This window comes from Flavobacterium sp. (genome assembly GCF_032153895.1).
Taxonomy (GTDB): Bacteria; Bacteroidota; Bacteroidia; order Flavobacteriales; family Flavobacteriaceae; genus Flavobacterium.
Window position 1 is genome coordinate 16,495 of sequence record NZ_JALDYN010000025.1, and the last position, 16,010, is coordinate 32,504.

The window sequence follows — 16,010 nt, forward strand, 5'->3', positions numbered from 1 at the left end:
TAGTTTTATATGAACGGCAATTTACACTTTTTTTTAATAGATTATAAAAATTTTAACACGAAAAACTACAGAAAACAAAAAGAGCGGCAAAAGCCGCTCTTTAAAAAAATTTAAATAATACTTATTATTGTTTGACAACTTTAATGGTTTTTGTTTGACCATCCGCTGTAACCTTAACCATATAATTTCCTGAAGTTAGATTTGACATATCAACCTGACCTTGTGAAAGATTTAATTCTTTCGTAATCACTTTTTGTCCCAACATATTGAATACTTCAATTGAAGAAATTTCTGTTGAATAAGATAAGTTCAAGACGTCTTTTACAGGATTTGGATACGCTCTAAATGATGCTACATCAAAATCTGAAGAAGACAAAGTTGCATCAACAGTAAGTTTATAATCTTCAGCCTCGCCTCTACCTAAATTATAACCACATGAATTTGTTGGATTTGACATATTAAAATCAATTAGTACACGCATTCTGTAATCACCGTCTGGAGTTCCGTTTGGCACAACAAATGAATTCGAAACTGGCGAACCTGAATAAGAGGTGGTATTAAACATTCTTTCTGAAGATTCAAAAACTAGATTATTATTCCAATCAACCCAAATTGCGCAACCTACCGTTGTTCCTACAACTACTGCATTAAAATTAATTGTCTGATTTGCTGCTCGAGAAACCGTATGTGTTGCGTAATAATCACCATAATTATTAGTTGAAAAACCGGTTGCAGCATTTGTAATATTTACTCCCGCCACGCCGGTTGTCTCGAAAGAATTAATATATGACGTTGCTAAAGTTCCCGATGGTAAACAATAACCTGTGTAGAAAGAATATGGTCCTGCCCATACACTTGTACCATTTGCACCACAATCAGCTTGTACATAATATTGATAATTGGTATTAGGCGTCAAGCCTCCTAGAGGATGTGGATTAGCAACTCCATTTACAACAGTTCCTGTTCCTTGGGTAAAACCAGATGGTCCCCATTCAATGTTCCATAAAGACTCTGCTCCTCCTGCAGTCCAATTCAAATCCGCTGAATTAAAAGTGATATTATCAGCTCCTAAAGATGATGGCAAGTCACAAGCCGGAGTTAATCTAATCTCGAAATTATCCACTGAAAAATCTATACTTGCACTACCATTTGAAGCTCCTTCAACAGCTCTATAAGCAAATCGTACCGTCTGACCTGCATAAGCATCTAAATCTATAATATTAATTGATCCTGTATTTGAAGGAACATTTAGATCATCATACGTATATAATTCCGTCCAGTTAGAGGTTCCTGTGGATACTAAAACTTCAACATAATCATCCGATTCCCAAGCTGTCGTTGGTGCATTTACACTTCCAGATTGATTTGCAGCTGCAAAAAACTTCAACTCATATCCAGTAGCCGGTATTGCATATAAAGGTGATAAAATCCAATCGTTATCAGCAGCACCATCTAAAGTAACACGCATAGCGCCTGTAGTTCCAACATTACCAAAACCATCAGCAGCCCATGAGCTTGTTCCAAAAGTTGAAGGACCAGCAGTTAAATCACCGTTATCGGCTTCCTGCCAACATCCTGGTACATACGTTGAAAAATTTTCAAGTGCCGGAACAGAATAAGTAGCACATGGTGTTGTGAATTCAATTGTTGACCATACTGAAAAATCACCACCTCCACAATCAGCTCTTACATATGCTGTATATGGTGTATTCGGTAAAACAGTTGCGCCAACTACTGCGTCAGTAAGTATTTGTGTACCTGAAGTTGGGGCTGGATCAGCCGTTGGCTGAATTACATATTCCCAAATCGATTCTCCACCACCCGGAGTCCAATCCAAATCTACAGTCGTAGCTGTTAAATTATCGTGACCCAAACCAGTAATTCCAGGGCATGACACAAGATAGTCAAAACCAATATGAGGTCTTCTGTAATTTGTTGAAGTTAAAGAAGCCCCAGGAGTCCCGGTGGTATTATTAATATATTTGGTAGTATTACTATTCGTAGTTACAATACATGGATTAGAATACTCATACTCCCAGCCGATTGTCGTTGAAGCAGCAGTGTTAACATACTCCATGTAAACAGCTAAATTTTGAGTCCCAGAGTACACGAAATTTGTTGACAATGCAAACGATTTCCATCCCGAAGAAGAACCTGTCTCTGTAGCTGGATTAGAATCATAAACTAAAGTTGCAGTAGCAATTTCGGTTGCCCAATCTAAAGCTCCTGCACCGAAATCAGCATTAGCAGTTTCTTTAAGATATATTTTAAAATTGGGAGCCCCACCCATTGTACCTGTTGCAGTCATTCTACTAAAATAAATTGAAGTAAGTGTTTGTGCAAAAATTCCCGACAATTGAGAAGACGGATAAATAACAGCAGTTCTACTCGTAGCATTGGCTCCAGCAACACTATTCATGGGACCGTAAGTATTTGAGGAAATCGTTCCATTACAATACGGAACTTGATAAAGCTGCGCCTGAGCAAGAAAGCCTAGAAAAAGCGCAATTAAAAGAAAGGTAATTTTTTTCATAATTTGAATTGGGTTTCGTTATTATTATTACCAAGGTAGCCAATCCAAATTTTAATTTTTTGTTTTTTTTAACAGTAATATAACTAAATCATAAAAAAAAGCGGCAAAAGCCGCTTTTTTAACAATTAAAAAATTTTATTATTGTTTTACAACTTTAATTGTCTTAGTTTGACCTTCAGCTGTAACCTTAACCATATAGTTTCCTGATGTTAAGTTTGACATATCAACCTGACCTTGAGCAACGTTCAATTCTTTAACCATTACTTTTTGTCCTAACATATTGAATACTTCAACTGAAGAAATTTCTGTTGAGTAAGATAAATTTAAAACATCTCTTACTGGGTTTGGATATGCTTTGAATGAAGTTGAATCAAAAGTTGAAGAACCTAAATTAACATCAACAAGGATATTATCAACTAGTAAATAAAATTCATCAGCATCTGAATAAGCCTGGAATCCAAAATAATAAACTCCACTTGAACCAGGTGTAAAAGTTATTTCATCAGTTTGAATAGCTGCTTGGTTAATATTAGCATAGTCAGCCAAAATATTTGTCATTCCTGCTGCATTATTAGAAGAACCATAAGCAACTTTCAATTTCTCAGGGAAAGTAGCACTAGCATTACCATAATTGTATGAAATTTTATATTCCTGTCCTCCTACAAGATTTACACCTTGAGTAAAGAACCATACATTTGCAGCGTTTGTTGTATTCCATGAGTATCGCAATGCATTAGTTGTAAATCCGTAACCTACATTATTTTGCACAGTCCATAAATTCCCTGTACCATAATTTACTTGAGATGTACATGCAGGGAGATTTGGAACAGTGGCACTTTCAAAATTTTGAGAATATGGCACGTTTGTAGCATCACAAGCAGTTGTAAAGCTGAACGGTCCAGCCCAAGTACTTGTTCCATTAGCAGCACAATCTGCCTGTACATAAAACTGATAAGTTGTACTTGCCGTTAGCCCCGATGTTAATGGATGAGGATTAGCTACTCCATTTACCATAGTACCTGTCCCTTGAGTAAACCCTGTTGGACCCCATTCAATGTTCCAAGCAGATTCTGTACCACCTGCAGTCCAAAATAAATTAGCAGTTGTAGCAGTAACAGGATCAGCACCTAAAGCTGTTGGTACTTCACATGCAGGTGTTAATCTAATTTCAAAGTTATCTACAGAAAAATCAATATCTGCAGAACCGTTTGTAGCACCTTCAACTGCTCTAAATGCAAATCTAACCGTTTGACCCGAATAAGCATCTAAGTCAAAAATATTTACAGTTCCCGTATTTGAAGGTACATTGGCATTGTCATAAGTATATAATAATGTCCAGTTATTTGAACCTGTAGATACCAAAACCTGAACAAAATCATCTGCTTCCCATGGTGTTGTTGGTGCTGTTGTTGTTCCAAACTGATTTGCAGCTGCGTCAAACTTTAATTCGTATCCAGTTGCTGGAATTGTATACAATGGCGACATTAACCAATCATTCGCACCAGTAGTAAAGATATTATATTTTACTGCTCCAGTAGTACCTACATTAGCAAAACCATCTGCAGCCCAAGAACTTGACCCAAAAGTTGAAGGACCAGCTACTAAATCTCCATTGTCAGCTTCTAACCAACATCCTGGAACATAAGTTGTAAAATTTTCTAAAGCAGGAACAGTAAAAGTATCACAAGTTGTAAAATCTCCTATATTCGTTCCTGTTGTTGTGTTAAAATAAAAATCATAAGGTCCAGAACCACATCTAGTGTACTCATAAGCTTTAATATAGTATTGTGTCGCTGCAGAAAGACCTGTTACAGTAACCGTAGCGGCAGTACCATCATAAATTAATTGCTGACCAGAACCACTATAAACAGCATTAGCAGTTAAAGCAGGCCCATTACCATCTACAGGATCTGTAAATGTTGCGGAATCACTTATAAAAACAGCTCTTCTAGCTCCATTTCCATTAGTCCAGTTAATTCCGGCTTGAGAATATGCAATTGTCCCTGCAGGTATTGTTACTGCTGTAATTTGATTAGATGGAGCAGCAGGAACAGTAACCATTACTGAAGCAGTTTGAGCTGATAATCCTGAATTAGAACATGTAACACTAAATCTGTAATAAATTGTTGTCCCAGAAAATACTGGTGGTGTATAGGTTGCTGTAGTTGCTCCTGTACCTCCAACAGCATTAGCCCAAGCATCTCCTACTCCGTTATCATTAGATTCTTCCCACTGAAAAGTTAAACCTGTTACACCAGTAGAGTATCCTGTTGCCACTAAGTTTGCTGGTGTTGCTCCTGAACAAATATTTTGTGTTGCTGGTGTTGCAGATCCTGCTACTGGAGTTCCCGAACATGCTGGTGGTGGAGTCCACACATAAGTCAAACCGTTAGAAATAACATTTGCCGGAGCAGATGTATTAAATAACATTCCAGAAGTGTTTGATGTTCCTACAACAGAATCTATCCAGTTGTCGTTTGTACCTTTAGTATTTCTTCTGTTATTTACATTCGTTGCGAAAACATTTGTTGCTCCTCTTAAACCAACTTGATTAACAGTAGTATCAGTTGTTCCTGTTCCTGGACTACAATTTCCATAAACTATGCTAATCACGTTAGTAGTTTCTTCAAGTCTAAATTGGAAATTTAGAATCATATCTCTTGAAGTAGTTGCAGTTGTTCCAAATCTTTTAAAATTAGAAAACTGAATTACAAATGTTCTGTTTGGAGCTACACCTTCAATCGCATATTGAATATTAGACCAAGGTGCACCAAATCTAATTGCTCCAGCTGTTCCCGTTGAAGTTGCAGCTGCACTCATTGTAATAGTCGTTCCATTTATTGCTACTACAGTTACACCTGCTGGAATTCCTGTTCCATAAACAAAATCCCCAACAGAAATAGGACCAATTGACGATGCATTAAGCAAATCAACTGAACCTGATGTTCTATCAGCAATAATGTGATAACCTCCTTCTAAATCTCTTGCAAATGCAGAAATAGCTCTTTCGTAAGTTGCAGTTGAAGAAATTGGAGTATAATTTGTAGTACCAGGTGCAGTAGCTCCAAAAGTAATATAACCGTTCGAATTAATATTTAATCCTGTATAACCATTACCATCAAAAACAAATGTAAAAGGTATGGTTCCGTCGGGTAAATTGTAAACCATATCATCCATTCGTTCCGCCGATGATGGAGCTGTACCAGTAATTGCAGTAATACTGGCAACAGTAGTACCTCCAGAAACTGGAGTGTAAACCCCTGATGATTGAGCAAAAGTATACGAACTAATTTGTCCATAACTATTACTAAAAACAGCAAAGAGAATTGCTATTAGCAAAGTAATTTTTTTCATGTTTTTTGTAATTTGAATTTGTAACACAAAATTAAACATTATTTAATCAAAACCCTATATAATCGATATAAAACACAAAACTCACGACAAGTCGTGAGTTTCATAACATAATAATTATATTTTTATAACAATTTAGCCTATACTTGGCACATCAACTACTTCGTTAGCATCCGCTAAATAATCAACTCCTTCAAAGCCAAAACCAAATAAATTTAAGAAGTCTTGTTTGTAACCAGCCAAGTCTCCTAGCTCTACTAAAGATTCTGTTGTTGATTCTCCCCAAAGTTTTGCAATTCTTTCCTGAACATCGGTACGCATTTCCCAATCGTCGATGCGGATTCTTCCTTTTTCATCCGTTGGAACTTCGGAACCATTATACAAACGCTGTTGGTACAAACGCTGAATTTGCTCGATACAACCTTCGTGAATTCCATCGGCTTTCATAATTTTATATAATAATGAAATATAAAGCGGAATTACCGGAATTGCAGAACTCGCCTGAGTTACCAACGCTTTGTTTACAGAAACATAAGCTTTTCCGTTAATGTCTTTCAATTTATCTGTAATCTCGAAAGCAGTAGCTTCCAAATGATCTTTTGCTCTACCGATGGTTCCTTTACGGTAAACTGCTTCTGTTACTTCAGGTCCGATGTAAGAATAAGCAACGGTTGTCGCTCCATCCGCTAAAACACCGGCATTTTTCATAGCGTCCATCCACATTGTCCAATCTTCACCGCCCATAACTACAACGGTGTTAGCGATATCTTCTTCAGTTGCTGGCTCAATAGAAACCTGAGAAACATTTCCGGTGTGAAAATCTACAGTTTTATTAGTAAAAGTCGAACCAATTGGTTTTAAAACCGAACGATGCAAAACACCTGTCGTTGGATGCATACGAACTGGGGAAGCCAAACTGTAAATCACCAAATCAATCTGACCTAAATCAGCTTTAATCATGTCGATAGTTTGCTGTTTTACTTCATTTGAAAACGCGTCACCATTGATACTTTTCGCGTATAATACTGCTTTTTGTGCTTCCATTTCGAAAGCTGCTGAATTGTACCAACCCGGAGAAGCTGTTTTCCCTTCTGTCCCTGGCTTTTCAAAAAACACACCGATTGTCGCAGCGTCACAACCAAAAGCACTTGTAATTCTGGAAGCTAAACCAAAACCAGTCGATGCTCCAATTACTAAAACGCGTTTTGGACCATCGATTTTACCTTTCGATTTAACGTATTCAATTTGATTCTTTACATTTTGTTCGCAGCCTTTTGGATGTGCCGTTAAGCAGATAAAACCGCGCATTCTTGGTTCAATAATCATGATTTATTGTGTTTGATAGTTTGTTTCTAAATTTGAATAACAAAAATAGCCAAAATTTTAATTTAATAATGCTTTGGCGTGATTTAAAGCCGAATCGGTTATGTCTTTTCCGGATAACATTTCTGCAATCTCCACCACTCTTTCTTCAGTAGAAAGCATTTTCAATTCTGAAATTGTAGTTTCACCAACCACGGATTTGAATACTTTATAATGTTGCTGACCTTTCGCAGCAATTTGAGGTAAATGCGTGATTGCGAAAACCTGCATTCCGTTTGCCATTTTTTTCATGATATCACCCATTTTATGAGCAACTTCACCGGAAACTCCTGTATCAATTTCATCAAAAATAATAGTCGGAAGCTTTGTATATTCCGCCATAATGGATTTAACAGCCAACATAATTCTGGACATTTCACCACCGGAAGCAACTTTTTTCAGCAGACCAAAATCGGTTCCTTTATTGGCAGAAAACAACAATTGAATTTCATCTTTACCAGTTGCCAAAATTGTAGTACTTTCTTTAATTTCGAATTGAAAACGGGCATTTGGCATTCCTAATTGAGTAAGGATTTCAGAAATCTTATTGGTTAATTCTGAAGCAGACGCTTTTCGTTTTTCAGAAATTTTATCCGCTAATTTATCCAATTCCAATTGTTGACTTGTAATTGCTTCTTCTAATTTGGCAATTGTATTTTCCAAATCGTCGGCTAAAATTACTTTATCGTCCAGAGTCGTTTGAATCGTAATCAATTCTTCGACAGAACCAACATTGTGCTTCTTCTGAAGTGAGTACAAAGTCTGAAGCTTCTGATTCACTAAATCCAATTGCTCCGGATCGTTTATCAATTTTCCGGATTCATTGTGAAGCTCAGTCATTACATCGTCAAGTTCAATCAAAACGCTTGTAATTCTGTCATAAATTGTTTGATATTCCGAAGAAAGTCCTGCAATTTTCTGCAATGCAGCCTTTATTTCTTTAAGATTGTGGATTACTCCTATTTGCTCATCATTGGCAATCGTTAATGACTTTTCAAATGATTCTGCAATCGCTTCAACATTGCTTAATTTTTCCTGAGTCGCTTCAAATTCTTCCTGCTCGCCAATTTTTAGATTTGCAGCCAATAATTCATTCAGTAAGAAAGAATTGTAATCGTGCTCTTTAGCAATTTGCTCCTTATCTGAAAGCAGTTGCCGTAATTCGGATTGCGATTTCTTGTATGTAACAAGTTTGTTTTTATAATCCGACAAATATTCCTGATTGCCACAAAAAGCATCTAAAATTTCAACCTGATACGCTTCCTGAGTTAATTCTCGGGTTTCGTGTTGGGAATGAATATCAATCAGGAACTCACCAAGTTCGGTCAGTTCATTCAGATTTACCGGGCTATCGTTGATAAAAGCTCTTGATTTTCCGGATGGCAAAATTTCCCTTCTTAAAATGGAAACCGGTTCATAATCTAAATCGTTTTCTGAAAAAAAGTTCTGAAGTTGATAGTCGGCGATGTTAAAATGCGCTTCAATAACACATTTTTCTTCTTTATTTTTAAGGGATGTCAAATCGGCTCGTTTTCCTAAAACCAAACCCAAAGCACCAAGCAAAATTGATTTTCCGGCTCCGGTTTCTCCGGTTATAATAGACAACTTCTCGGAAAAATCCATTTCCAAGTGTTCAATTAAGGCAAAATTTTTAATGGATAAAGATGTCAGCATACTTTACGTAACGTTTAGCGGTCCGACAGATTAATATTTGATATTATTCCACTTTACGGCATTAAGCGGCGAAACGCGGTTTAAAGTTTCCACCAAATCAGTGATGGCAATGCTTGGTCCTCCTGAAAAAATAGACACAATTTCATCCGATTTTGCATCAAAAAAGACTCTCGCAATAAACGAGTTAGGTCGAACACTGTGCAATTTAGAAACCGTTTTAATCGCGGTCAAAACATTCTCTTTTCCAGATTTTACATCATCCGCCATTTTATCCAAAGCCATAAAATGATACTCATACAAAGCATCACGATACGGAAGATAAGTTGTTGACAATAAATCGTTTATTAAATAATAGCGATTTTGTGTTTTATCGGTTTGCGTCCAGCCTTTACCTCCGCTTCCTTGAGCTAAATTGGCAATATTGGAAGCTGCTTCAAGATATTTGGTTCCGCCTTGCTTGGAAAAAGAGTCTGCATCCAAACCAATAATCACGTTTGCGTAAAAAGCGATAACAGAAATCAGGTTAGAATCAAAACTGTTCGGGTTGTACAATAAATTTTGAAATTCAACATACTGAAAATCAAACTCTTTATCGTTATAATTGAATATTGGCGAAGCATACGTTGAATTAAAGACCTGACGCGACGATTGCACCTGAATCGTTGTAGTAAAACTATTAGAATCATACGAAGTCACAGTAATGAACATGCTGCAATCAATTCTTTCGTTGTTGGCAACATTTTTATCAGTCCATTTCGTATTGTTTACGAACTCCGTTAAAGAGCGTTCTAAGGTTTTGAACACCTGAACATTGGCACTTGTAATCTGATCATGATTTACTTTTACACTGCAATTCAATTCCTGTGCGTTACCAAGCACAGAGAAAAATAAAAGTAAAGTTACAATCCAATTACGCATAATGTTCAATTATTTTATTGATGATATCCAAGGCAACAGCTTCTTTGCTTTTCAGTTCCATTGGAAAGATATTGAAATTCTTATCGATAAATGTTACTTTATTCGTCGGCTGACCAAATCCGGCACCTTTATCATTCAAAGAATTTAAAACAATCAAATCTAAGTTTTTTTTCTGAATTTTCTGCTTTGCATGTTCAATTTCATTTTCCGTTTCTAAAGCAAAACCGATTAAAAACTGATTTTGTTTAATGGCACCCAACGAAGCAAGGATGTCTTTGGTCTTTTCCAATTCAATGGAAAACGCAGCATCACTCTTTTTTATTTTTTGAGAAGCAACATTTTTTGGTCTGTAATCTGCAACGGCAGCGGCGGCAATCGCAGCATCAACTTCTTTGAAATGACGATGACAAACCTCATGCATTTCCTCAGCAGAAGTCACTCTTTCGATTGTTACCTTGCTGTTTTTGAGTTGTAAATGTGTTGGACCTGATACCAAAATTACTTCTGCGCCAAGATTTGCGGCTTCATTAGCTATATCAAACCCCATTTTTCCTGTGGAATGATTTCCAATAAAACGAACCGGATCAATAGCTTCATAAGTTGGCCCTGCGGTAACTAGAATTTTCCTTCCTTTCAATGGAAGTTTACTTTCCAAATCGTTCTCTAGAAAAGCGACAATATTTTCAGGTTCTGCCATACGCCCTTCTCCGGATAATCCGCTGGCTAGCTCTCCACTTTCAGCGGGAATCATAGTGTTCCCGAAATTCTTCAAAGCTGAAAAACTTGCCAAAGTAGACGGATGTTTATACATGTCCAAATCCATAGCAGGAGCAAAATACACAGGACATTTCGCAGATAAGTACGTGGCAATAAGAAGATTATCACAATTACCATTCGCCATTTTGGAAAGCGTATTGGCTGTGGCTGGAGCAATCACCATAAGGTCTGCCCAAAGTGCAAAATCAACGTGATTGTTCCATTCGGCATTCTCGTCTTCTTCATTAAAAAAAGAAGAATACACCGGATTTTTTGAGAGAGTAGATAATGTTAAGGGAGTAACAAAATCTTTAGAGGCAGGCGTCATGATTACTTGAACCTGAGCACCTGCCTTTATAAGTAGTCTAACTAAACTCGCTGATTTATAAGCGGCAATACCTCCGGATACGCCGAGTAGAATTTTTTTACCGCTTAAAACAGACATAGTCTTATTTGTTTGAATCTCTGTGGTAGATTTTACCTTCTAACCATTCCTGTACCGCCAAAGCGTGTGGTTTAGGTAATTTTTCATAGAATTTAGAAACCTCGATTTGCTCTTTGTTTTCAAAGATTTCTTCTAAACTATCGTTATAGGTAGCAAATTCATCCAATTTATCAATCAGTTCTTTTTTAATTTCAGAATTGATTTGATTAGCTCTTCTTGCCATGATGGTAATCGCTTCATAGATGTTACCGGTTGGCTCTTCAATCTTACTTTTGTTGTAAGTAATTGTGTTTACAGGAGCTGTTGTTTTCTTTAAATCCATGATTTATTGTTTAGAAAATTTTTGTAATTCTTGATCTATACTTGCCGACATTTTATCAGCCTCTTTTTTGTATTTTGTATCTTCTTTGAATCGAACTAAACTTGAATAAGCACTTTTAGCCAAGTTTAAACGTTCTTCCATTTTAGAAGAAATACTTTTTATTGCGTAATTGTATGAGAAATCCAGTTTGTAATACAACGCATCTTCTTTAAATTTCGAACCTGGATAATCTGAAATAAAATTATCTAAAGCTCTGATTCCTGCCTTGTAATCGTTAATTGGGTTTTGAATTTCCCCGTAAGCTTTAGCAATTTCGAAGGCTTTTTTCTCCAATTTATCTCTTAGTTCTGCCATTATTTTATTGGCTTCTTCAAGATTGGCTGAATTTGGATAGGTGTTGATATAATTCTGTAATTTCTCAATAGCTTTATCCGTATCTCCTTGTTCTAATGAATAAACAGGTGACAACATGGTATAGCTTTTCGCGCCTAAAAACATTGCCTCCTCACGTTTTTCACTTTTTGGATAAGTAGCCACAAATCCATCGAATTGGTGTGCCGCTAAATAGTACTGTTCTGTTTTATAATACGATTGTGAAAACATATAAAACAACTTTTCAGCGTTTGGCTTTCCGCGGTTTGGACCAGCAATTTGTTCAAATAAACGGATAGCTTTATTGTATTTTCCTTCGTCATATTTCTGCGTAGCGATTTCATATTTATACGCCAAATCTTCCGATTTTAAAGCTTTTTGATACGGACTACACGAAAATAAAAGAACCGAAAAAAGAAAAATATATAAAAATTTACTCATTGTACGATTTACGTTTTTTTACTGCTTCTGCTAAAAATCCAGTATTCAGAAAAGCAACTGCAAAATTAATGATTAATTGGATACTACAAAATATTTTTTTACATCAGAAAAACAAAAAGATGTCCTTAAAAAGAACATCTTCCTAAAACTGTATTCTGTTGGTTTTATTGCATTGATGTTGGCTGACCACCAGAGAAGTTTTTCATATCGTTATCAAACAAATACAAACCTCCTTTGTCATCACCAATCAAGTTGATTTTATCAAGAATGGTACGCGCTGTAGCCTCTTCCTCTATTTGCTCAGAAACATACCATTGCAGAAAATTATGGGTTGCGTAATCCTTTTCGCTTAAGGAAATATGCACCAATTCATTGATACTGGCTGATACTTTTACTTCGTGTTCATACAACTGCGTAAACAAGGCTTTAAAAGAAGAACAATCCAAAACCGGTTCGATAACGTTCGGAATTTTTGCCTCACCACCTCTTTGATTGGCATATTTTACCAATTTCAGCATGTGCATTCTTTCTTCGTCTGATTGCTTGTACATAAAAGCAGAAATCCCTTCAAACCCCTGAACTTCAGCCCATGAGGCCATAGCTAAATAGATTTGTGAAGAATCCGCTTCAATTTTAATTTGATCGTTAATGGCAGTTTGTATAGTTTTCGTTAGCATATAATTAGTTTTTAATTGCGTTTTGCTAATTTACAACTTTCTTTACAAAAGCACTCAACCGATTTGCTAAATCTTCGTTAACGTTTACCAATGGTAAGCGAACTGTATTTTCAGACAATCCTAAAGCTTTATGAATTTCTTTAATTCCACCCGGGTTTCCTTGTTCGAAAATCATGTCAATACTATCTGCTAACAAATAATGCAATTTATAAGCTTCATCAACTTTGCGCTGTAATCCTAAACGAACCATTTCTGAAAATTCTTTTGGAAAACCTTCTCCGATAACAGAAATCACTCCTGCTCCACCAGCTAAAACCATAGGAAGTGTAATCATATCATCTCCGGAAATTACTAAAAAGTCTTTCGGTTTGTTTTCAATAATTTTCATCGCCTGAACAATATCTCCAGCTGCTTCTTTAATTCCGATGATGTTTTTGAAATCATTCGCTAAACGAAGTACCGTTGATGGTAACATATTACTTGCCGTTCTTCCCGGTACATTATAAACAATTACAGGAATTGGTGAATTTTCCGCTACCATTTTAAAATGCTGGTAAATTCCTTCCTGAGTTGGTTTGTTATAGTATGGAGAAACCGACAAAATAGCCGTAAATCCAAAAAAATCTCTGGTTTTTAATTCTTCCACAACTTTTAACGTGTTATTTCCACCAACACCTAGAACCAAAGGCAATCTTCCGTTGTTAGCTTCTTTTACCGTTTGAATTACCAATTCTTTTTCTTCTGCAGTCAGGGTTGCGGATTCAGCAGTTGTTCCCAACACAACCAAATACTCAACTCCACCATCAATTACGTAGTTTACGATGCGTTTCAACGCTTCAACATCTACCGAAAAATCTTTTTTAAATGGAGTAACCAAAGCCACTCCGGTTCCAACTAATGACTGCATTTTATAGTTTGTTTAAAATTTTTAAATATTTGAATAATTCAGACACAAATTCCTGATGTTTTTCTGCTATGGTGTTGATCATGAAATGATTCAGACGTTTGTCTATAGTCGAAAAACCAACTTTAAATTTCGCCTGCGACTGCAAAGTTACAACTAATAAATGAGGTTTTTCCACATCATAATAACTGATGAGCATATCAAACGTTTTGCTTGTAAACTGTGAGATTTCCTGTTTTTTAAATCCTCCCGAGAAGGCAATATCACTTCGGCTGAAAGAAGGGTTTTCAAAAACATCTTTCTTCTTGATTCTGTCTTTAAAAACAAGTATTTCGATGGACGTTTTATCAATTCCACTAGCAACAATCTCAGAAATAAGTTCTTGTTCCTTAGCAAAATAAGTTTCATCAATCAAAACTCCTACCGTTAGAATTTTAGTGTCGGAAGCTAATAGTTTGTAGTCGGATAACGATTTGTTAATCGTTTTTTTTATGAAAAAATCCTTTATAAATTTTAAAAACATAGTAACTTTACTCGTTTTGCACAATTAACCTTTTAGGCAAATAACGGATGGTAAATTTAAGAAAGTACAACGGTTTAATCACACACTTTTTTGTTTCGATTTTTATTTTTTTGTTGATTTCCTGCGGAAGTCAATCGTATCAAAATACAAAAATTGAAGGTAAAAAAATAGGTGTTACACCTGAATTTGGGGAAACCAAAGCCATAAATGATTTCATCGCTCCTTACAAAGACCACATTAACAAAGATTTAGACCACGTTTTGTCTTACGCACCCGAAACTATGGATAAGAGCAAAGGCGAATGGCAAACCACAATCGGGAATTTGATGGCGGAAATGACAATGGAAATGGGGAATCCGGTTTTCAATAAAAAAACAGGTAAAAATCTGGACATCTGCCTTCTAAATCACGGTGGAATTCGGGCGATATTACCGAAAGGCAATGTTACAACAAGAAATGCTTTTGAAATTATGCCTTTTGAAAATAGCTTGATTGTCATCGAATTAAAAGGAATTCAAATCCGTGAGATGGCGCAATACATGCTGAAAGAGAAAAAGCCACATCCACTTACCGGAATGAAAATCATTGCCAATAAATCGGATTTGACCATTAAAACAATCCTGATAAACAACAAACCGTTGGACGACAATGCAAATTACTTTGTTGGTACGTCTGATTATTTATCCAATGGCGGCGATCGCATGGATTTTTTCAAAAAAGGAATACAATCCTACGACATGGAATACAAACTTCGCAATCTGATGATTGATTATTTCAAAAAAACGCCATCATTACCCATCATTAAAACCGAACGAGTTGTTTTAGAGTAAATTGACTATTATGAAAAGAAGAGATTTTTTAAAAAACAGCATCGCCAGTTCGGCATTTATTGGTTTAGGCGGATTGTCATTGAGTAGTTTTACTTCAACCGATATCAAAAAAATTACGATACTTCACACCAACGATGTTCACAGTCATATTGAACCTTTTGCGGCTGATCATCCTAAAAACCCGAATATGGGTGGCGTGGCTCGTCGTTCGGCATTAATTGAAAAGATTCGTCAGGAAGAAAAGAACGTTTTATTACTCGATGCAGGCGATATTTTCCAAGGAACTCCATATTTCAATTATTATGGTGGTGAATTGGAATTCAAACTGATGAGCATGTTAAAATACGATTTGGCAACCATGGGAAACCACGATTTCGACAACGGAATTGATGGTTTTTACGCCCAGCTTCCACATGCCAAATTTGACTTTGTATCGGCCAATTACGATTTCAAAAACACTGTTTTAAACGACATTGTAAAACCCTATAAAATCTTTCATAAAGACGGGATTAAAATCGGAATCTTTGGGCTTGGCGTGGAACTTAATGGTTTGGTGGATAAAAAGTTATACAAAGAAACTATATACAACAATCCGGTGGAAATTGCTCAGGACATTACAAGAATATTGAAAGAAACCGAAAAATGTGATTTGATTATCTGTTTGTCGCATTTAGGCTTTCAATACCAAAACGAACCGGAAAAAATCTGTGATGTACTCTTGGCTCGAAAAACCAAAAACATCGACTTAATCATTGGCGGTCACACACATACCTTTTTAGACAAGCCTGTAATTGAAACTAATTTAGAAGGAAAAGAAGTACTTATCAATCAAGTAGGATGTTATGGCATCAACTTAGGCAGAATAGATTTTTACTTCGATAAAATGAAAAAAGCTTCAACTT

At 36.1% G+C, this 16,010-nt stretch carries 13 protein-coding genes; 2 read left to right on the top strand and 11 right to left on the bottom strand.

Annotation, left to right across the window (positions count from 1 at the left end):
* Nucleotides 1-124: 124 nt before the first annotated feature.
* The 11 genes from RUH60_RS09025 to RUH60_RS09075 all read right to left on the bottom strand — a co-directional run bounded on the left by RUH60_RS09025 (nucleotide 125) and on the right by RUH60_RS09075 (nucleotide 14,278).
* Complete coding sequence (locus RUH60_RS09025) at nucleotides 125-2,533, bottom strand: GEVED domain-containing protein (protein ID WP_313807534.1); 2,409 nt, start codon at nucleotides 2,531-2,533, stop codon at nucleotides 125-127.
* A gap of 138 nt (nucleotides 2,534-2,671) precedes the next feature.
* Complete coding sequence (locus tag RUH60_RS09030; RefSeq protein WP_313807536.1) at nucleotides 2,672-5,887, bottom strand: T9SS type A sorting domain-containing protein; 3,216 nt, start codon at nucleotides 5,885-5,887, stop codon at nucleotides 2,672-2,674.
* A 132-nt stretch (nucleotides 5,888-6,019) separates the two neighbouring features.
* Entirely contained in the window at nucleotides 6,020-7,210 is a 1,191-nt protein-coding gene (gene fabV / locus RUH60_RS09035; protein ID WP_313807538.1) for an enoyl-ACP reductase FabV, read from the bottom strand.
* Between the two features lie 57 nt (nucleotides 7,211-7,267).
* Entirely contained in the window at nucleotides 7,268-8,920 is a 1,653-nt protein-coding gene (recN, locus tag RUH60_RS09040; RefSeq protein ID WP_313807540.1) for a DNA repair protein RecN, read from the bottom strand.
* Between the two features lie 30 nt (nucleotides 8,921-8,950).
* Nucleotides 8,951-9,838: a DUF4835 family protein gene (locus RUH60_RS09045; RefSeq protein ID WP_313807542.1), complete on the bottom strand. Its 888-nt coding sequence runs from the start codon at nucleotides 9,836-9,838 to the stop codon at nucleotides 8,951-8,953.
* Nucleotides 9,831-11,039 carry a bifunctional phosphopantothenoylcysteine decarboxylase/phosphopantothenate--cysteine ligase CoaBC gene (gene coaBC, locus RUH60_RS09050; protein ID WP_313807544.1) on the bottom strand — a complete coding sequence of 403 codons (1,209 nt, stop codon included), beginning with the start codon at nucleotides 11,037-11,039 and terminating at the stop codon, nucleotides 9,831-9,833. The genes RUH60_RS09045 and coaBC overlap by 8 nt, the downstream gene beginning before the upstream one ends.
* Nucleotides 11,040-11,043: 4 nt before the next feature.
* Complete coding sequence (locus RUH60_RS09055) at nucleotides 11,044-11,361, bottom strand: DNA-directed RNA polymerase subunit omega (protein WP_313807546.1); 318 nt, start codon at nucleotides 11,359-11,361, stop codon at nucleotides 11,044-11,046.
* A 3-nt stretch (nucleotides 11,362-11,364) separates the two neighbouring features.
* Nucleotides 11,365-12,174 carry an outer membrane protein assembly factor BamD gene (locus RUH60_RS09060; RefSeq protein ID WP_313807548.1) on the bottom strand — a complete coding sequence of 270 codons (810 nt, stop codon included), beginning with the start codon at nucleotides 12,172-12,174 and terminating at the stop codon, nucleotides 11,365-11,367.
* Between the two features lie 164 nt (nucleotides 12,175-12,338).
* A complete protein-coding gene (locus tag RUH60_RS09065) occupies nucleotides 12,339-12,851 on the bottom strand; it encodes a ferritin (RefSeq protein ID WP_313807549.1) in 513 nt (170 codons plus the stop codon).
* Between the two features lie 25 nt (nucleotides 12,852-12,876).
* Nucleotides 12,877-13,758, bottom strand: a complete 882-nt coding sequence (gene dapA / locus RUH60_RS09070) for a 4-hydroxy-tetrahydrodipicolinate synthase (protein ID WP_313807551.1) — start codon at nucleotides 13,756-13,758, stop codon at nucleotides 12,877-12,879.
* Between the two features lies 1 nt (nucleotide 13,759).
* Nucleotides 13,760-14,278, bottom strand: a complete 519-nt coding sequence (locus RUH60_RS09075) for a DUF6913 domain-containing protein (protein WP_313807553.1) — start codon at nucleotides 14,276-14,278, stop codon at nucleotides 13,760-13,762.
* 47 nt (nucleotides 14,279-14,325) lie between these two features.
* Here RUH60_RS09075 and RUH60_RS09080 point away from each other — a divergent pair, with 47 nt between their 5' ends.
* Together RUH60_RS09080 and RUH60_RS09085 are read left to right on the top strand one after the other, a co-directional pair.
* Complete coding sequence (locus RUH60_RS09080; RefSeq protein ID WP_313807555.1) at nucleotides 14,326-15,108, top strand: 5'-nucleotidase; 783 nt, start codon at nucleotides 14,326-14,328, stop codon at nucleotides 15,106-15,108.
* 10 nt (nucleotides 15,109-15,118) lie between these two features.
* The coding region (locus RUH60_RS09085) for a metallophosphatase (RefSeq protein WP_313807556.1) at nucleotides 15,119-16,010 on the top strand (892 nt) is incomplete at its 3' end.